Below are 19,306 nucleotides of genomic sequence, written 5' to 3'. Positions count from 1 at the left end.
GCATTCGCTGCGGCATGTGAGATGGCTCGTACCGGTGCTGGCCGCGCTGCTGTGCGCGGCGGGCGGCTGGACGTACGCCACGGCGCGCGGTGACGCGGACACCGCGTACGCGCACAGCCGCGATGACGCGCTCAGCGCGGCCCGCACCCATATCGCGACGCTGAACAGCAGGGACGGCGACGACGTCGACGCTTCCCTGCGGCGCTGGCGGGAGGCCGTGCACGGCCCCCTGGCGGACGAGCTCCGGCGCACGGGCGAGGACAGCGCCGAGGTGCTTGCGGCGGAGGGCACCACCCTGCGCGCCACCGTCACCGACGCCGCCCTCACCGCACTCGACGCACGAGCGGGAACCGCGGAGGCCATCGCGACGGTACGCATCGAGGTGCAACCGCGCAGCGGCGATCCCACCACCGACCGCAAACGCTTCGAAGCGGCCCTGGACCGTACGGACGCGGGCTGGAAGCTCAGCTCACTGACCGCGGTGCCCGTCGGCGCGCCATGACAGGAGGGAGCCGCCCATGAGTCTCACCGAGAAGCCGCACCGCCTTCCCGAGGCGGAGAGCCCACCGGAGTCACCGGAGTCACCGGAGTCACGGGAGCCCGCTGAGCCCGCCGAGCGATCCACCGTGCGCCGGCTGCTGACGGCCCTGGTGGCGATCTCCGTCGTTCTGCTCCTGGTCGCCTCGGGGGGCCTTTTCACGCTCGCGGCACGTGCGCGGGGCGAAACCGATCGGGCCGCCGCCAACTGGGCGCTGACCGACGGCAAAGCGACCCGCCACGTTCTCGACGACGTCGGCAGCGCGCTCGTCGAGATCTTCAGCTACGACCCCGATGACCTGGACACCACGAGACGGCGGGCGGCCGAGGTACTGCGGGGCGACGCGGCGAAGGACTACGAGCTGATCTTCGCAACGCTTGAGGAGCGAGCGAGGCAGCAGAAGCTGGCGCTCACCACCTACGTGGTGCGGGCCGGCGTCAGCGAGCTCTCCGCCGACCGGGCCCGGCTGCTCGTCTTCCTCGACCAGCGCTCGGTGCGCGAGGGCTCGGAGCCCACGGTGGTGGCCGCCCAGCTGTCCGTCACGGCCCGGCTCGACGACGGTCGCTGGACCATCACCCGGCTCAAGGCACGGTAGGGGAGAGAGACATGGCACGTACGACACTCCGAGCAGGCACGAGTGCCGCGGCCGCCCTGGCCGCGGCAATAGCCCTGGCCCTCGCCGCCTGGAGCGGCTCGTCCTGGTACGCGGCGGCCCACGACGAGTCCGCGGCCTTCGCCACCGCCCGCGACAAGGCGCTCTCCGCGGGAGAGCAGGCGGTCCAGAACCTCAACACGCTGGACCACCGGCACCTCGAGAGCGGACTCGACGCCTGGGAGGACTCCACGACCGGAGACCTCCGCGAGGAACTGCGGGAGGGACGGAAGGCCTTCGAGGAGGAGGTACGTGCCGCCCGCACGGTGACCACGGCGAAGGTGCTCTCCGGAGCCCTCAGCGAACTCGACGAGCGGTCGGGGCGGGCGAGTGTCCTGATCGCTCTGCGGATCACTGTGGACGCTCCGGATGAGAAGCCGTCGAGCAAGGTGAGCCGGCTGCTCGGCGAGCTCACTCGAACCGGTGGAGGCTGGAAGCTCAGCGGGCTGGCCCAGGCACCCACCGGCGAGACAGCCGCCGGGAACTGAGGGGGTAGGGAACCATGGCTACGACCACGACCCGTCATCTTGTCAACCGGCAGCGCCGGCTGGCCGCGGCGCGGACCGAGCAGGCGGAGCTTCCACCGAAGGCCGGTCCAACACGGTCCGAGTCAGCATCCGTTCGCTCGACTGCGCCCGAACGCAGGACCGCGCCCGAACGCAGGACCGGAGCCGCTCCGCGGGCCGTCCCCGTCCCCGGGCGCGGTCGCGGAGCCGGCCGACCGGCGGAGCAGGCCCGCCACTCCGAGCCGCCTCGCGCAGCAGGGCGTGCCCGGCGCGCCGTGAGCGCGCTCTCGCGTGGACACCGGCCGCTGCTCGTTCTGGTCGCGGTCCTCGCCGTATCCTTCGCGGCTCTGGCGCACGGCCGCGCCGCGGACCTGCGCGACGTCCCGGCCCTGCACAACGCGGCCCTCACCGACTCGGCGACCACCAGCGAGATCAACGGCGTGGTCGACAAGGCCGTGAACGAGGTCTTCTCCTACGACTACACCAAGCCCGAGAACACCGACCGCGCCGCCCGGGAACATCTCGCCGGCGAGGCCGTCGGCCAGCACGAGGACATGCTCGCCCGGGTCCGCGCGCAGGGTGAGAAGCAGAAACTCGTGCTCACCACGACCGTCACGCACAGCGCGGTCGAGCTCATCGACGGCGATCGGGCACGCGTCCTCGTCTTCGCCGACCAGAGCAACGTCAGCACCGCCGAGGACGGCCCCGCGGCCTCCGCGCCCGCGATGTTCGCCGTGGACGTGCGCCACACCGAGGGCGCCTGGCGCATCACGAAGATCGACACGTTCAGCCGGTGAATCACCGCGCTCCGGCTCGACATCACGAGAGGTCAGAGATGAGACGACAGATAGCGGCCGCGGCCCTGCTCGCGACGGTGACGGTGGTGGCCACCGGCTGCAGCACGGCGGAGCCCGAGGGGGCTCCGCAGCTCGCCTGGGCGGGCGGCTTCTGCGGCGAGGTCCAGAACCTGGGCTCGCAGCTGCAGCTGCCCAAGGGCGACGGGGACTCGCCCAAGGAGTACCAGACCGAGGTCGTCGGCTTCCTCGACGCCCTCGACGGCCAGCTCGGTGCGCTGGAAAAGAACATGGAGAACGGCGAGGCCCCGCCGGTCGAGGGCGGCCAGGGCGCGTACGACAAGGCGCTGAAGCGCCTGCGTGAGGCGCGTGACACCTTGTCGGCCACCAACGAAGGCCTCAAGAAGGCGAAGGTCACGGACAAGAAGTCCCTGGAGAAGGCGCTGCGCGAAGCGGGTGACGGCATCGAGAAGGCGGGCTCCTACCAGGGGCCCGCGCAGGACCTCCGCTCCCATCCGGAACTCAAGAAGGCCTTCGACGAGGCGCCGGAATGCGCCGAAGTTCTCGCCGACGGGGGCGCTCAGGCCGCACCCTCGGCCGGCTGAGGCATCCCGGCCATGGATACGGCGGCGAGGGACAAGGCGGCCCGGGACGCGGCGGCCCGGGACGCGGCGGTCAGGGACACGGCGGCCCGGGACGCGGCGGTCAGGGGCGAGGCGGTCAGGGGCGAGGCGGCCCGGGACGGGGCGGCCAGGGACACGCAGACCGACGAAGTCACAGGGGCCCAAGCCTCGCAGACCGAGGCCGCCGCGGCCGGTGACGAGCCCGCCCCGGTGGAGCCGCCCGACCCGCTGGCCCCCCGGGGCACCCCGCTCAATGGGGTCCACCGGCTGATCGGGCGATGCGTCACCGCGCTGGTCATGGGCCTCACGCTGACGCACATGGCGCTGCTCGTCCTCGACGTCAGCCCCGATCTGCCGCTGGCCAAGTCCCAGTCGGCGACGGTCCAGGGATGGCTGCGGCCGCTCTTTCCCCAGGACTGGAACATCTTCGCGCCCAACCCGCCGAAGGCCAGCGCACACCTGGAGGTGCGTCCCTGGCGCTCGGGCCGACCTGGCCGGTGGATCGACCTCACCGCGCAGGACATCGCGGCCCACCGCGGCAACCCGCTGCCCAGCAGGGAGGACCAGGCCGTCCTGCGCAAAGCCCTCTCGGCCCATCTGACGGGGTCCCCCGACTCGCAGCGGCACGCTCCGCTGACCCGTGCGGCGCGCTATCTGCGCAACGTCGTCGTCGTACGGCTGGAGGACCTGGGGGAGCCGCGGCCCGATGCCATCGAACTGCGCGTCCGACGCGTACCGACCGCAGCGCCCGGTCAACAGGGACCGCCCCCGCGGTCGAGCCGACAGACACTCGGAACCTGGGAGGTGCCCCGGTGACGCTCCGGCAGGTCATGCAGGCGGGCGGCACGGCGTTCGACGACAGGGCGAGGCGGGCCGGAGGGCGGCTGCGCGAGCTCACCCTGCGGCCACACGGGCTGTACGGCGCCGCCGTGCTGCGGATCGGCGTCTCGGGCCTGTTCCTCCTGCAGCTCCTCCGCGAGATCGGGCACGCCGACCGGCTCTGGGGGCCAGGCTCCCCGTACACGCCGGAACTGTTCGCGGAGACGACGCGGGCACGGGGCCAGGACGGGACGCTGTCCTGGTGGTACACATGGCTCGGCACGGAGAGCACCGACCTCTTCTGGGCAGCCTACGCGCTGGCCGTCGTCGTGAGCGTGCTCTACCTGCTCGGCTGGCACACCAGAGTCATGGCGGTGCTCTTCGCCTTCGTGGTTGCGGGCTTCTACGTCCGGGGATCGCTGGCGAACGGCGGATTCGCGCTGCTCAGCCTGCTCTTCGCCAACTATCTCGTCCTGTGCGCCTCGGGCCGCCGATGGTCCCTGGACGCGCGCCGCGCCGCCCGGTCCGCACGTACGGAGCAGAGGGGGCCCGAGCAGCACCCGGAGCCCGTCGGACCGACCGAGGAACTGCGCCGCAGAATCGTCACGGTGCTGCACAACGCGGGCCTGGCCCTCTTCGCCTTCCAGGTGATGGTCATCTACGGGACCGCCGGCCTGTACAAGGTCCGCGGCGAGTCCTGGCGGGACGGCAGCGCCCTCTACTACTCCCTGCACCTCGACGATTTCGCCACCTTCCCCGAGCTTTCCGCCTGGATCGCGGACCAGACGCATTGGATGGCGTTTCTCGCCTACGCCACGGTCTTCTCCCAGGTGCTCTTCCCGGCCCTGGTGTTCAACCGGCGGCTCAAGTACGCGGCGCTCGCCGTGATGTTCGGCATCCACCTCGGCATCGGCCTGCTGCTGGCCCTGCCCATGTTCTCCGCCATCACCATCGTGGGCGATCTGGTCTTCCTGCCGACGGCGTTCTGGCTGGGCGCGGCACGGGTGGCGCGGACGCTGCGCGGTCCCGGGACCTGACCCCGGAGACCGCACTCACCTCTGAGCCCCCGCCATGCCGTCCGGTATCGGACGTGGCGGGGGCTCAGGCGTGCGGTCGTCGCCGCTGACCGGCCGGGTCAGCTCTCCTTGTGGGTGAGGTTCATGTCGATGGTGTTGCCGGGGCCGGCCATGAAGGCGCTGATGATGTCGTTGAAGCCGCCGCAGTCGGCGATGCCCGGCAGGGTGTAGGTGCCGACGAGCCTGCCGCCCTGGTAGGGCTGGAAACGGCCTTCGCCGACGAGGTCGATCTTGGCGGCTTCGGTGGTCCTGCAGTTCTCGCCGCCGCCGATCGGGAGGCCGAAGATGTTGACGCTGGTGAGCTTGACGTACATCTCGGAGTGGGACTTGAGGACGCCGTTCACGTCGAGGGTGCCGGTGGTCATGCCGTCCTGTTCGAAGGCGATGTCGGCGGTGGTGGGCAGGAAGCCCAGGATGGTGAAGTTGCCCCGGGTGGGGGCGAGGTTGAGGTCGGCGTCGAAGGCGCCGGTGTCGAGGTCGTAACGGGTCTTGATGTCGCCGCTGAGCGGGGTGTCGCCGTTGGCCGCCTTGATGTGGGAGACGCCCTTGATGTCGAAGTCGAGCTTCACCCGGTCCGTCGGCTCCGGAAGGACCTCGATCGTGTGCAGGGTCCTGCCCTGGTCGGCGGGATCGAGGGTGCACTCGGTCTCGAAGGTGTCAAGCGAGGTCTTGTCGCCCGCGGCGTCGCGTGGAGTCATGGTCAACAGGAGGCTGTTGACGTCGATGGAGACGGTGCCGGATTGCCGGAAGGTCAGGCGGGGCGCTTCGCCGCGGGCCGTCACGGTGAATTCCGCGGCCGGGTCGGGCAGCGGCGTGCTGCTGATGGTGTTCTCCAGGGCGATGTCGAGCGGCGGCCCCTCCGGCATGTTCACGGTGACGTCGGCGGTGGCCACGCCTTCGAGGGTGGCGCTGCCGACAGCCTTCAGTCCGCTGGCGGCGCCGTCGCTGACGGTCGCCACCGAGGTCACCGCGAACGCCGGGATCGGCTCGCCCACGTCCACTGCGCTCGGCAGGTCGGCCTTGATGACCACGGTGAGCGGATCTTCCTGGATGAGCGGGAACACGCATTCATAGGTCTGGGTCAGGGACACCGGGTCCGCGGCCGCGGGGGCGCCGGAGGACATGCCGATGAACCCTGCCAGCAGAGCCACGGCCGCCGTGGCACGTGCCGGGATGCGCGCACGTCGCTTGCGTCGCGTTCTCATTTCTGCCTCTCGGAAAAGTCGGGGGAACAAGTCCGGCCCCCCGTCTGCGAGGGACGGGGGGCCGGGGCTTGGTGCTTACCGGTTCAGCTCAGCTGATCTGATCCGGGGGTACCTCTAGCCCTTGTAGGTGAGGTCCATGTCGATGGTGTTGCCGGGGCCGGCCATGAAGGCGCTGATGATGTCGTTGAAGCCGCCGCAGTCGGCGATGCCCGGCAGGGTGTAGGTGCCCTTGAGCTTGCCGCCCTTGAAGGGCGCGAAGCGGCCTTCACTGGCGAGGTCGATCTTGGCCGTCTCGACGGTCTTGCAGTTCTCGCCGCCGCCGATCGGGAGTCCGAAGATGTTGACGCTGGTGAGCTTGACGTACATCTCGGAGTGGGACTTGAGGACGCCGTTCACGTCGAGGGTGCCGGTGGTCATGCCGTCCTGCTCGAAGGCGACGTCGGCGGTGGTCGGCAGGAAGCCCAGGATGGTGAAGCTGCCGGTGTTGGGCAGGAGGTTGAGGTCGGCGTCGAAGGTGCCGGCGGCGAGGTCGTAACGGGTCTTGATGTCGCCGCTGAGCGGGGTGTTGCCGTTGGCCGCCTTGATGTGGGAGACGCCCTTGATGTCGAAGTCGAGCTTCACCGGCTCATTGCCGGGGTCGGTCGGGTCGGTGGGGTCCGTGGGGTCTGTCGGGTCCGTCGGGTCCGTGGGGTCTGTCGGGTCTGTCGGGTCCGTGGGGTCCGTCGGGTCCGTGGGGTCCGTGGGGTCCGTGGGGTCCGTGGGGTCCGTCGGGTCCGTGGGGTCCGTGGGGTCCGTGGGGTCCGTCGGATCCGTCGGATCGGGCTGGCCACCGATGGTCATGGTGTGGAGCGTGGTGGGCTGGCCGGCGTCGAGCGTGCAGTCCGCGGTGAACTCGTCCTCGAACGGCGGGAGGGCGACGGGGTTGCCGTCGGCGTCACGCGCGATCATGTTGTGCAGGTTGAGCCCGGTGACGTCGAACTTCGCGGTGCCTTCCTTGCTCCAGGTAAGGAGGTTGCCGGGCGACTTGCCGGTGGCGATGACGTCGAAGGCGGCGGCCGGGTTGGGGATGTCCGCCGGGGCGACGACGTTCGCGACCTTGATGGGCAGGTTCCCGTCGCCACCCGGGAGGGTCACGTTGACGTCGGCGGTGGCCTTGCCTTCGAGCTTGACGGCTCCCATGACGCCGAGTCCCTGGGCCGCGCGTGCGCTGACCTCGGTGACGGCCGTGATGTCGTACTCGGGAACCGTCTCGCCGACCTGCATCGTGGCCGGCATGTCGGCCGTGATCTCGACCTTGATCGGGTCGTCGCCGATGATCGGGAACTTACATGTGTACGACTGGTTCAGCTGAACCGACTCGGCCGCGGCTGGTCCCGCCGTGAGGGTGACGAGACCGGCCACCAGCCCCGCGGCCGCCGCCACGCTCAGTGCACCACGGCCTCGGGCCGACATTCGCTGCGCTCTCATGAGCTACCTCTCGTGCTGTGTGAATGGGCACGAACTATGACTGCGCCCCCGGTGTTTCCCCGGGAATCGCCGGCCCTGTCGTCCAGGGAATATCCGGAGGCACGATAAATTGCCGTAGCGGAATTATGCTCATCGCGATTCGGCAATGTTTCAAGCCGGAAAACTACTGAGCGGTACGGTCCGGGTCAAGGTCTCGTGCGGCCCCCTGTGTGAACGGTGCCACTTTTGTGACCCCGGTGAGTATGCGTATGTAGCGGGATGACAACTCCTTGATCTCCAGAATTCAATCTCCTGAAGTCAGATTGACCACCCGGCTACCCGTCAGTACTAATTGCTCGACTGTGCCTTTTCCGAAAGCAGGGAAGTCTATGGACGAGCAGCAAGGCAAGGAGCGGCGCCTGATGGCGGGCTCGGCTCTCACCGGAGTGGCAGGCCTGGTGCTGGCCCTGGCCGGTGGGGGCAGCGCGGCGGCGGACCCGGTGTCGTTCACGCAGGAATACACCTGCACGTTCCCGATCATCGGCGATGATCCGATCAAGGTCGAGATCAGCACCGACATGCCGGCCACGATGCAGGCCGGCGAGATGGTTCCCGCGTACGACATCACGGCAGTGACCCAGGTCAGCGAGCGTGCGGCCCAGGGCCTCGGTGTCATGAACGCGGTGACGCTGGAAGGCAGGGCGACCGCGGCCGTCAACGTCACCCTGCCGGGTGGTGACGGGAACCTGCCGATCAACGTGGCGAACACCGTCGCCCGGGCCGATATCCCGAACCCGGCCGCCGCGTTCGAGGTGACCGCGACCGGGCAGTCCCCCGGCGGCCTCCTGACCTGGGAGAAGGGGGGGACCGCGAAGTTCGATGTCACCGGGCTCAGGCTGCACAACATGATTGCCCGGGACAAGGCGGGAAATCCGGTGGATCTGCCGCCGTTCAAGGGTGAGTTCACCGCGGACTGCACGCTGGGGAAGGGGCAGCCGACCACGCTGCACACCATGACCATCGAGGGCGATGGCGGCTCCGACCCGTCGGACCCGCCCACGGATCCTGTCGACCCGACGGACCCGACGGACCCGACGGACCCGACGGACCCGATGGACCCCACGGATCCGACCGATCCGACCGATCCGACGGACCCGGCAGATCCGACGGACCCCACCGACCCCGTGACGGGCGGCGGAACCACCGGCGGAGGAACGACGGGCGGCGACTCGGGCGGTACCGGTGGAGCCGGTACCGCGGGGACCAGCGGTGGCCTCTCCGGCGCTTCCGGGGTCCAGCTCGGTACCACGGTGGTCGGTTCGGGTTCCGGTTCGGGTGGCGGGCTGGCCGACACCGGGTTGGCCAAGCTCGGCTGGGCCCTCGCGGCGGCCGGTGGGCTCTGTGCGGCGGGTGTCGCGACAGTCTCCTACGCCGGACGCACGCCCAGGGGCCGCGGCCAGGGACGGAGCGCCTGACGGGCGGGAAACCGAAGAAGCGCCTGACGGGCAGGAAGGCGAAGAACCGACAGCGACTGCGCCCGCGGCTGAGGGGGGAGAACCCCCGCAGCCGCGGGCGCAGTCGCTGTCGGTGCCAATTCCGCCGGTGTCAGGCTCCGGCGGCCGCAGGGACACGTCGGCGGCGGCGTCGCCGCCGCACCAGGAACCAGCCGGCAAGCCCACCGAACAGCAGAACGAGCAGCAGCGTCAGCACCACCTTGTTCACCGTGCGATACGCGGTGGCGGCGGTCGTCGCCAGCTCTCCGCCGTCGTCGGATGCCGTCACCTGCAGATCACCCCAGTCGACCGGTGGCGGCGCCCCCCACTTCTCGGTGACCCGTACACTCTGACCAGGCATCAGCTCGGCCGGCAGTCGGTCGGCGTCGCTCCGGAAGGACGTACGGCCGAACAGGCCCTTGGCCTTGAGGTCGACACGCGGCTCGAGCAGCGTGTTGCCGCTGTTGACGAGCGTGTAGGAGATCGTCGCCGAATCGCCGAGGCCGGGGATCAGCGGCACCTCGTAGTCGAAGCTGACGTCCTTGATGTCGAGTTCGGGTGTGCGTTTCCCGTTGACCTGGAGATAGACCCGCGCTCCCACGGCCTGCCGGATGCCGAACCCCGTGCCCTTGGCCCGCGCGACGCGCTTGTCCAGCGCGACGATCGCCCCCGGATGGTCGCCGGGTGTTGCTTCGCGCGGGATGGTCAGGGTGAACGGAACGGTCGCCTTCTCGCCCCCGGGGATGGTGACCTCCGTATGCTTCAGCCGCGTCCACCGCCCCACCGTCCGCTGCTTCTCGGACTTCTCGCGGACGGCGAAACCGCCGTCGCGCGGGGTGTTGTACGCGTCGGCCCCGTAGACCAGGAAGGTAACTGTCTCCTTCGCCAGATTGGAGATCGTGACCTTGTCCTTGATGGTGCTCCCGGGATCGGCCCTCATACGGAAGTAGGGTTTCTTCGCCGCCCCGTCCTTGCCGTCTGAGCTTGCCGGGAAGACCGACCAGAGGCCGTTGTCCGCCGCATGTGCATACGGCGCCCGTCCTGCGAGGAGCAGGCCCAGCACCAAGGTCACAACGGTGAGGACCGCCGCTCCGATACGGCGCGGCGGTCGGGGTGAGCGGGATCTGTGCAGGGTGTTCGTGGTGTGTGTGTCTGTCATGGGTGACCCCAACCATGCGAGGCGGACAGCCGGAAGCGGCCGGCGTGGGAGACGGCGCCCGGTGTGGGAGGCGCGGAAGAGGTGGGCCGGCCGGGAGGGATGGCCGACCCACCTCGGATGGACCGGCCGTGGACGGCCGGTCCATCGGGTGGCCAGCCGGGGGATGGCAGGCCACCTGGGGGTGGATCAGGTGAGCGTCAGCGTGAGCACCGCCGCGTAGTCACCGGGAGCGGCGTCCGCCGGAACACCGAGCGAGAGCCCGGCACCGACCGAGAACTCGCCGCCGGTCTCGGCGGCGTCAGGTGCGCTCGCGAGGGTCGCACCCTCCGCGCCCACGACGCCTTCCGAGCCGGGGACACAGGTGCTCGCGGAACCGGCCGCCGTCTCACAGGACGGCGTCCAGCTCAGCTGGCTCGCACCGATGGAACCGGCGTCACCGGTGAAGTCGGTGACCTTGCCGGTCAGCGACCAGCCCGTGGCACCGGCGCGGGTGTCGGAGACGGTGACGGTCTGCAGGTCGCCGGTGGAGCTGTCGCCCGAGCCCTCCTCGACCGGGGACAGGGAGACCGCGTCGCCCGCCTGGGCCATGGAGAGGGTGCCCTCCACCGCCTTCGGCGTGACCTGGGTGTTCAGGTTCTGGTCAAGCGTCTCGCCCTCGGGCGGCGGGTCGACGATGCCGCCCTTGATGTCCATCGTGTGCAGTGTGGTGGGCTGGCCCTCGTCGAGCGTGCACTCCGCGGTGAACTCGTCCGTGAACGGCGGGAGGGCGACGGGGTTGCCGTCGACGTCACGCGCGATCATGTTGTGCAGCTTCAGGCCGGTGACGTCGAACTTCGCGGTACCCGGGTCCGCCCAGGTCAGCAGTCCGCCCGGGGACTGACCGGTCGCGGTCACGTTGAATGCCGCGGCCGGGTTGGGTATGTCGGCCGGGGCAACGGTGTTCACCACCTTGATGGGCAGGTTCCCGCCGCCCGGAAGGCTGACGTTGACGTCGGCGGTCGCCTTGCCTTCGAGGCTGACGGCTCCCATGACGCCGAGTCCCTGGGCCGCGCGTGCGCTGACCTCGGTGACGGCCGTGATGTCGTACGCGGGAACCTGATCGCCGACCTCCATCTCGGTCGGCATATCGGTGGTGATCTGGACCTTGATCGGATCGGAGCTGATGATCGGGAAGACGCAGGTGTACGTCTGGTCCAGCTGAACCGGAACGGCCGAGGCAGGTCCGGCGCTGAGGCTGACCAGGCCGGCGGCGAGTCCGGCGGCGGCGAAGGTACCCACGACGCGGCGCGTCAGGGTTCTCCTTGATTGGGCTCCCATGTGCTGCCTTTCGTATCGAGTGAGGGTGCATGGGGCGTAGCCGTATCAGTCGTAGTCACTGAAATACGGCTCTATTTTTCGAATCGCCAAACTACTGACAGGTAGTTTGGCGGTCAATGGAATCATTCCAGCTGTATTTCCGTGTGGTGGCGGAGCGGTAATTTTCGTGGGCAGGTGAGTACGGAACCGGCGGGCTTCGTACCGAACTGCCAAAGTTTTCCGCCGTGCGCACCTCGTCGTCGAGGGAGCGGATCCTGTCGCCCCATGTGCGCACAGATGACAACGCGACCCAGGTCCTTGCTCACAACGCCACAGGAATTTCCGGTGCAGTGAAACAAGCATTGACCTGCTCGGAGGCCCGTGTCTAACTTCCGCTCTCGGCTCGATTTCGTATTCAACGTCCGGGCCGTGCCGAGCCGTAGCGATCGACGATGCGGAGCGCCGATGAATCCTTCTGCGGAAATTACGGACACCGTCATAGGGGTGAGCCCCTTGGGCCGTCCCGACGCGCGTCTTGTGAGCGCCGTCAGCCGGGCCGGCGGCGTGGGGCTGCTCGACCTCGGTGCCGGCGACCGTGCCGCACGGGAGGAACTGGCGCGGCTGGCCCACAGCGAGCCCCAGGGCTTCGGCGTACGGGTCGGATCGCACTGCGAGCTGCGGCCCTCCGAGCTCGACGGACTCGCGGCGGGCCGGGCGCACACCGTGCTCCTCGGCGTGGACTCCGCCTGGGATGCCACGGAACTCGGCGACTACTACTGGGTGCTGGCCGAGGTGACGGACCGTGAGCAGGCCGCGCGGGCGCTCGCCGCGGGCGCGGACGGCCTCGTCGCCCGCGGCAGCGAGAGCGGTGGGCGTGTCGGGGACCTCAGCACCTTCGTCCTGCTGCAGCAACTCCTCGACGACCCGGACGTGGGACTGCCGGTCTGGGCCTGCGGAGGCATCGGGGAGCACACCGCGGCGGCCGCAGTGCTCGGCGGAGCGGTCGGAGTCGTCCTCGACACCCAACTGGCCCTGCTCGCCGAGTCCTCGCTGCCGCAGAGCAAGCGGTCGGCGCTCGCCGCCATGGACGGGACGGAGACGAGCCTCGTCGACGGAACGCGGCTGCTGCGCCGACGCGGCCCGGACGGGGAGACGCTCCTTCCGGTCGGGGAGGACGGCTATCTCGCCGCCCGCTTCGCCCGCCGGTGGGGCACCGCCGTACGAGCGGTGCACGGAGTACGGACCGCCATCGAGGAAGCCGTCGTCCGCGAGAGCGGGAGCGGGAGCGAAGGCGGGAGCGGGAACGAAGGCGAACGTGACCGCGAAGGCAAGGGCGGGCACGAGTACGCGGGCACGGCCGACGGCCCGCCGCCCGTCCTCGGCGCCGGATCCGCGATGGCCACCGCCCTGGGCACCGGACTGCCCCTCGCCCAGGGGCCGATGACCCGGGTCAGCGACCAGCCGGGCTTCGCTGCGGCGGTGGCGGCCGAGGGCGGACTGCCCTTTCTGGCGCTGGCCCTCTCGAACGGCGAACAGACCGGAGACCTCCTCGCCCGCACCCGCGACGAGCTCGCCGGCCGCCCGTGGGGCGTCGGCATCCTCGGCTTCGCCGACGAGAGCACCCGGGCGGCCCAGCTCGCCGCCGTACGGGAGTTCGCGCCCAGCCACGCCATCATCGCAGGAGGGCGTCCGGCGCAGGCGGCCGAGCTGGAGGAAGCCGGTATCCGCACCTTCCTGCACGTGCCCACACCGGGCCTGCTGCGCCAGTACCTGGAGGCGGGCGTACGGCGCTACGTCTTCGAGGGCTCGGAGTGCGGCGGCCATGTGGGACCGCTCGCCTCCTTCCCTCTGTGGGAGGCCCAACTGGGCGTCCTGGAGGCGTACGCGGAGCAGCACCCCGAGGCCGCGGGGCAGCTGGAGGTGTTCTTCGCCGGCGGCATCCACGACGAACGCTCCGCCGCGATGGTGGCGGCCATGGCCGGACCTCTCGTGGCCCGTGGCGCGGCGGCGGGCTTCCTGATGGGCACGGCCTACCTGTTCACCGACGAAGCGGTCGCGCTCGGCGCCGTACGGCCGTGCTTCCAGGAACAGGTGGCCGCGGCGCAGACCACGGAGCTGCTGCGCACCGCGCCGGGTCACGCCACCCGCTGCGTGCCCAGCCCGTACACCGCCGAATTCGCCGCGGAGGAACGGCGGCTGAGACAGAGCGGTCTGCCGCAGCAGCAGGTGTGGGCCGAGCTGGAACGGCTGAACCTCGGACGCCTGCGCATTGCCAGCAAGGGCGTGGCACGCGGCGAGGGCACCGACCGCTCCGGCGGGGCACTGTACGTGGTCGACGACGAACGGCAGCGGGCCGCCGGAATGTTCATGGCCGGTCAGGTGTCCGTCCTGCGGTCCTCCCGGACCACCGTCGGCGCCCTGCACCACGCAGTCGGCGAGGCGGCCGGAGACTTCCTGCGCGCACGCGCACGCCTGCTTCGACCCCGGCTCGTGCCCGACGCCGCCGAGCCGGACGAGTGCACGGCGCCCCTCGACGTCGCCGTCGTCGGGATGGCCTGCATGTTCCCCGGAGCCGACGGTCTTGACGCGTACTGGGCGCAGATCCTCTCCGGAGCCGATGCGGTGACCGAGGTGCCCGAAGGGCGCTGGGATCCGGCCGTTTACCACGGCAGCGGCCCGGACAGCACCCCCTCCACCTCGGGCGGCTTCCTGCCCCGAATCCCCTTCGACCCACTGGCGTACGGCATCCCGCCCGCCTCGCTCGGCGCCATCGAGCCGGTGCAGCTGCTCGCCCTGGAGGCGGCGCGCCGCGCGCTGGGCGACGCCGGATACGCGGACCGGGCCTTCGACCGCTCCCGGGCAAGCGTCGTGTTCGGCGCCGAAGCGGGCAGCGACCTCGCGAACGCCACGACCCTGCGCACCGTACTGCCTGCCTACGTCGGCGACGTACCGCCCGCGCTCGCGGACCAGCTGCCGCCGCTGACCGAGGACTCCTTCCCCGGCATGCTCGCCAACGTCATCGCCGGCCGGATCGCCAACCGTCTCGACCTGGGCGGAGCCAACTACACGGTCGACGCGGCCTGCGCCTCCTCGCTCGCGGCCGTCGACGTCGCCTGCAAGGAACTCGCCCTCGGCACCAGCGACATGGTGCTGTGCGGCGGTGCGGACCTGCACAACGGCATCAACGACTACCTGCTGTTCTCCTCCGTCGGCGCCCTGTCGCCCACCGGACGCTGCCGGACCTTCGACGCGGACGCCGATGGCATCGCGCTCGGCGAGGGCGTCGCCTGCGTCGTCCTCAAGCGCCTCGCGGACGCCGAACGGGACGGGGACCGCATCTACGCGGTGATCAAGGGCATCGGCAGCGCCAGCGACGGCCGGGGCAGAGGACTGACCGCGCCCCGCCCCGAAGGCCAGAAGGCGGCGCTCGACCGTGCCTACCGGCGGGCCGGAGTCTCACCGGCGCAGGTCGGCCTGGTCGAGGCGCACGGCACCGGCACCGTGGTGGGCGACCGCACGGAACTGACCGTGCTCAGCGAGGTGTTCACACAGGCCGGGGCCGGGAAGGCGAGCTGCGCGCTGGGTTCCGTGAAGTCCCAGATCGGGCACACCAAATGCGCCGCGGGACTGGCCGGGCTGATCAAGACGGCCATGGCCCTGCACACCGGAGTGCTGCCGCCCACCCGGCAGCTCACGCACCCGAACCCTGCATGGCAGCCGGACCGCAGCCCCTTCGTCTTCCACACCCGCGCCCGCCCCTGGGGGCGCGAGCCCGCGGAGCGCTACGCCGGAGTCAGTGCGTTCGGTTTCGGCGGGACGAACTTCCACGTCGTGCTCGGTGCGTACGGGAACGGCGCACCGCCCGCGCACGGTCACCTGGACTGGCCCGCCGAACTGTTCACCTTCCACGGCCGGGACCGGGAGGCGGCCGAGCGGGAGGTCCGGCGCCTGCTCGACACGCTCGACACGTTCGACGGCCCGACGACCGACGGCCCCCGGCGGCTGCGGGAACTCGCCACGGCCACCGCGATCCGCGCCGCCGAACGCTCCTCCCCGGCCCGCATCGCGGTGGTCGCCCCCGACCTGCTGAGCCTGCCCGAGCTGCTGCGCAAGGCGCTGGCCGGACAGCACGATCCCGCTGTGGGCGTATTCCTGGCCGCGGAAGGCGCGGAAGGCGCGGAAGGCGCGGAAGGCGCGGAAGGCGCGGAAGGCGCGGCCCGCGGCAGAGTTGCCTTCCTCTTCCCGGGGCAGGGCAGCCAGCGCCCGGGCATGGCGTCCGATCTGCTGATCGCCTTCCCCTGGCTCCAGCGCTACCTGGGGCTCGGAGCACCCTACGCCGATGTGCTCTACCCCGCGGACGGCTTCTCCTCCCAAGCTGCCGAGCGGCAGCGCGCCGCCCTCACAGACACCCGCAATGCCCAACCGGCCCTGGGCATTGCGGGGCTCGTAGGCCACGATCTGCTCACCCGCGCGGGTGTGGCGCCCGACATGGCGGGCGGTCACTCCTACGGGGAGCTCGTGGCTCTCAGCGCGGCGGGCGCCCTCGGATCCGAAGCTCTCATCGACCTGAGCGGCCGCCGCGCCCGCGCCATCCTGGACGCGGCCGGCGAGGACCCGGGCGGCATGGCCGCGGTCGCGGCCGACGAGTGGCAGACGCGCTCCGCCCTGGAAGCGGTGGGCCTCGCGGGCCAGGTCGTGCTCGCCAACCTCAACACACCGGCCCAGAGCGTGATCTCCGGGCCGACCGAGGCGGTACGGGAGGCGACGCGCGCCCTGCGGGAGGCCGGTCACGGCGCCAAGGCACTGCCCGTGGCCTGCGCCTTCCACAGCCCACTGGTGGCGGATGCCTGCGCTCGGTTCCGCGCGGACCTGGAGGAAGCGGAGGTGCGCGGCCAGGAGTTCACGGTCTGGTCCAATGCCACCGCGCAGCCCTATCCCCAGTCGCCCGGCGAGGTCCGGAACCTCCTCGCGGCCCAGATCGGTGCACCGGTCCGCTTTGCCGAACAGATCGAGGCGATGTACGCGGCCGGGGCCCGGATCTTCGTAGAGGCGGGCCCCGGCACCGTACTCACCGGCCTGGTCGGCAAGATCCTCGCGGACCGCCCCCATGTCGCCGTTCCCCTCGAGCCCTGGCCGGACGCCGGACTGCACGGATTCCTGGAGTGCCTGGCCCGACTCGCGGTGGCGGGAGTGCCCGTACGCACCGACTCCCTCTTCCACGGACGACACACCACCGAGGGCAAGCGGCGGACCCGGGCCCCCGGCTGGACCGTGGACGGCCATCTCGTCAGGGACGCCACGGGAGAACCCCTGCCGGGCGCACTGCGGCCGGCCCGACGTATCTCCTTGGAGGAAAGCGTGACCGGCAACGCATCGCACAGAGCCCAGCAGTCCGACCAGGACGCCCTGGTCTCGGAGTTCCTGCGCAGCAGCAGGGAGCTGGTCGCCGCCCAACGGGACGTGCTGCTCTCCTACTTCGGTGCGACGCCCACGCCGCGCGCCGTTGCCGCCTCGCCCGACGCCGGTCACCACGCGCTCGCCTCCCCGCTTCCGGAGCCCGCGCCGGTCACCCAGCCCGAGCCCGCGCCGATCGCCCGGCCGGTGCCCGCCCCGGCCACGGGGGGCGCCGACGAGACCCCTGCCCCGATGGGCGCGTCCCTGCTGCAGGCCGTGCTGGACATCATCAGCGAACGCACGGGCTACCCGGCCGACATGATCGAGCCCGATCTCGACCTGGAGGCCGATCTGAGCATCGACTCCATCAAGCGGACCGAGATCGCCGGGGAACTCGGCAGCAGGCTGGGCGGCGCGGCCGGCCCGCACCTGGACGACCGGGCACTGGAGGAACTCTCGCAGGCCCGTACGGCGGCGGCGATCGCCGCATGGCTGACCGCGCGACAAGACCCCACCAGCCCCGAGACCACCCTTCCGGCGCCGGGTGACCACACCCTGGCCCCGGGAGGGGAGCAAGCGGAAAGCGCGGCAGAGACGCAGAGCGCGGCAGAGACGGAGAGCGCGGCAGAGACGGAGAGCGCGGCGGAAACGGCGTACACCCCGGCAACGGTGAACGCCTCGGCTACGGCGACATCCTCGGCAACGGCGAACTCCTCGACAGCGGAAAGCGCCCGTGAAGAAGCGTCCGAGCCGGTGAGCGCCGCCCCCCGGCGGTACCTCGTCCGGCCCGTGCAGCTCGACCCGCCGCCCGGCTCCGTGGATCTGAGCGGCCGCCGCTTCGCCGTACTAGGCGCCGCCGCCGATGCGGGCCGAGCCGCCGACGGTGACGGCGCCGAGGACGTCGGCGCGCGCGGCAGCCAGGACCGCGATGGGACTCACTTCGGCGGCGAGGTGGCCGAGGCTCTCGTGGAGGAACTCGCCCGACGTGGTGCGAGCACCGTGGTCCTGGAGCGCGGCCACCAGCTCACGACCGAACACGAGCCGCTGGACGGCGTCTTCCACCTCTCCGCCCTGGAGGAGGAGGCAGGCCCGGTCCTCCCGGGCGACATGCCGGTCCTCAGGTCCGCCCTCGACCGGAACCCCACCTGGCTCGTCTGCGCGGCCCACAGCACGGGCGAATCGGGCGCCGGGCTGCCCGGACTCCTTCGCACCGTCGCGCGCGAGTATCCCCGCACGACCGCCCGGCTGGTGCGTATGAGCGGCCACACGGAACCCGCCGGGCGGTTCGCACGGGCCCTGCTGGACGAGTTGGCGGCCGTCGACGACGAACCCGTCGTCGACCGCACACCCGAGGGCCGTACCGCCCCGCGCCCCGAGCCGACTCCCCTCGGCTCCCTGGCGCACAGCGGCGCGGGGCCGGCGGGTGACGGCGCGGCCGAGGTGGCGGCCTGCGGCCTGGGCGCCGATTCGGTCGTCGTACTCGCCGGCGGGGCCCGTGGCATCACCGCCAGGCTCGCGCTCGCCCTGGCCGGGGCCGCCCGCTGCAAGGTGGAGCTCCTCGGCCGCACCGCAGCGCCCGACACCCTGGAGGACCCGGCCACGGCGGCCGCCCCGGACCGGGCTGCACTGCGTTCCGTCCTCGCCTCGGCGGGCGGACGCACCCCGGCCGAAGTGGACCGTGCGGCGGGGCTGATCCTCGCGCAGCGCGAGGTCCGCTCCACCCTCGAGGAACTGGCGGCGCTGGGCAGCCCGGCCCGGTACCACGCGGTCGACCTGCGCGATCCGGACGCCGTCGGCCGCACGCTCAAGGAGGTCCTGGCCGAGCACGGCCGGATCGACCTCGTCGTCGCCGGGGCGGGGGTGATCGAGGACCGTCTGCTCGCGGACAAGGACATCGAGTCGTTCCGGCGGGTGTACGGCACGAAGGTGGACGGCGCACGCCACCTGCTCGACGCGGCGGCCACGCTCACCGGACAACCCATGACCGCCGTGCTCTTCGGCAGCATCGCCGCGGTGCACGGCAACCGCGGCCAGAGCGACTACGCGGCCGCGAACTCGGCGCTGGAAAGCTTCGGCGCCGACTGGGCGGCCCGCACCGGACACCGCGCGCTCACCGTGCACTGGGGCCCCTGGGCTCCCGTCGGGGCGCACGCCGGCATGGTCACCCCGGAACTCGGCCGCGACTACGCCCGCAGGGGCATCCACCTCATCGACCCGGACGAGGGCATCCTCGCCCTGCTGCGGGAGCTGGCCTTCGGTGATCCGGCGCTCACCTCCGTCGTCCTCACCGCATCGGGCCGGTGAG

Annotated in this window: 13 protein-coding genes; 9 read left to right on the top strand and 4 right to left on the bottom strand. The window is 71.2% G+C overall.

The annotated features are described in order from the left end of the window. Positions 1-16 precede the first annotated feature (16 nt). From ACLF6P_RS10185 to ACLF6P_RS10155, 7 genes are all read left to right on the top strand, one after another. On the top strand, positions 17-502 hold the full coding sequence (locus tag ACLF6P_RS10185) for a hypothetical protein (RefSeq protein ID WP_415949633.1): 486 nt from the start codon (positions 17-19) through the stop codon (positions 500-502). A gap of 16 nt (positions 503-518) precedes the next feature. Beyond that, positions 519-1,133, top strand: a complete 615-nt coding sequence (locus tag ACLF6P_RS10180; protein ID WP_415949632.1) for a hypothetical protein — start codon at positions 519-521, stop codon at positions 1,131-1,133. 11 nt (positions 1,134-1,144) lie between these two features. Then, on the top strand, positions 1,145-1,678 hold the full coding sequence (locus ACLF6P_RS10175; RefSeq protein ID WP_415949631.1) for a hypothetical protein: 534 nt from the start codon (positions 1,145-1,147) through the stop codon (positions 1,676-1,678). A gap of 293 nt (positions 1,679-1,971) precedes the next feature. Next, the gene (locus tag ACLF6P_RS10170) at positions 1,972-2,493 is read left to right on the top strand and encodes a hypothetical protein (protein WP_415949630.1); all 522 of its coding nucleotides are present in this window, start codon (positions 1,972-1,974) and stop codon (positions 2,491-2,493) included. A gap of 38 nt (positions 2,494-2,531) precedes the next feature. Then, positions 2,532-3,095 (top strand): hypothetical protein, encoded by a 564-nt coding sequence (locus tag ACLF6P_RS10165; RefSeq protein WP_415949628.1) that lies wholly within the window; start codon positions 2,532-2,534, stop codon positions 3,093-3,095. A 12-nt stretch (positions 3,096-3,107) separates the two neighbouring features. Further along, positions 3,108-3,929, top strand: coding sequence for a DUF5819 family protein (locus ACLF6P_RS10160; RefSeq protein WP_415949627.1), 822 nt, complete (start codon positions 3,108-3,110; stop codon positions 3,927-3,929). Then, complete coding sequence (locus ACLF6P_RS10155; protein WP_415949626.1) at positions 3,926-4,969, top strand: HTTM domain-containing protein; 1,044 nt, start codon at positions 3,926-3,928, stop codon at positions 4,967-4,969. Before ACLF6P_RS10160 ends, ACLF6P_RS10155 begins: the two co-directional genes overlap by 4 nt. A 98-nt stretch (positions 4,970-5,067) precedes the next feature. Here ACLF6P_RS10155 and ACLF6P_RS10150 read toward each other — a convergent pair whose 3' ends face one another. After that, positions 5,068-6,159 carry a DUF6801 domain-containing protein gene (locus ACLF6P_RS10150; RefSeq protein WP_415949625.1) on the bottom strand — a complete coding sequence of 364 codons (1,092 nt, stop codon included), beginning with the start codon at positions 6,157-6,159 and terminating at the stop codon, positions 5,068-5,070. A gap of 168 nt (positions 6,160-6,327) precedes the next feature. Continuing rightward, positions 6,328-7,680, bottom strand: a complete 1,353-nt coding sequence (locus ACLF6P_RS10145; RefSeq protein WP_415949624.1) for a DUF6801 domain-containing protein — start codon at positions 7,678-7,680, stop codon at positions 6,328-6,330. A 368-nt stretch (positions 7,681-8,048) separates the two neighbouring features. On the opposite strand from ACLF6P_RS10145, the gene ACLF6P_RS10140 reads away from it, so the two are divergent. Beyond that, entirely contained in the window at positions 8,049-9,134 is a 1,086-nt protein-coding gene (locus ACLF6P_RS10140) for a DUF6801 domain-containing protein (RefSeq protein ID WP_415949623.1), read from the top strand. Positions 9,135-9,264: 130 nt separating this feature from the next. On the opposite strand, the gene ACLF6P_RS10135 is transcribed toward ACLF6P_RS10140, so the two are convergent. After that, positions 9,265-10,311, bottom strand: coding sequence for a WxL protein peptidoglycan domain-containing protein (locus ACLF6P_RS10135; RefSeq protein WP_415949622.1), 1,047 nt, complete (start codon positions 10,309-10,311; stop codon positions 9,265-9,267). Between the two features lie 186 nt (positions 10,312-10,497). Beyond that, complete coding sequence (locus tag ACLF6P_RS10130; RefSeq protein WP_415949621.1) at positions 10,498-11,589, bottom strand: DUF6801 domain-containing protein; 1,092 nt, start codon at positions 11,587-11,589, stop codon at positions 10,498-10,500. A gap of 483 nt (positions 11,590-12,072) precedes the next feature. On the opposite strand from ACLF6P_RS10130, the gene ACLF6P_RS10125 reads away from it, so the two are divergent. After that, positions 12,073-19,305 (top strand): SDR family oxidoreductase, encoded by a 7,233-nt coding sequence (locus ACLF6P_RS10125; protein WP_415949620.1) that lies wholly within the window; start codon positions 12,073-12,075, stop codon positions 19,303-19,305. Position 19,306: the final 1 nt, after the last annotated feature.

Source organism: Streptomyces lothianensis, from assembly GCF_047779955.1.
Taxonomy (GTDB): Bacteria; Actinomycetota; Actinomycetes; order Streptomycetales; family Streptomycetaceae; genus Streptomyces.
This window is presented reverse-complemented; position numbering and strand designations above follow the sequence as displayed.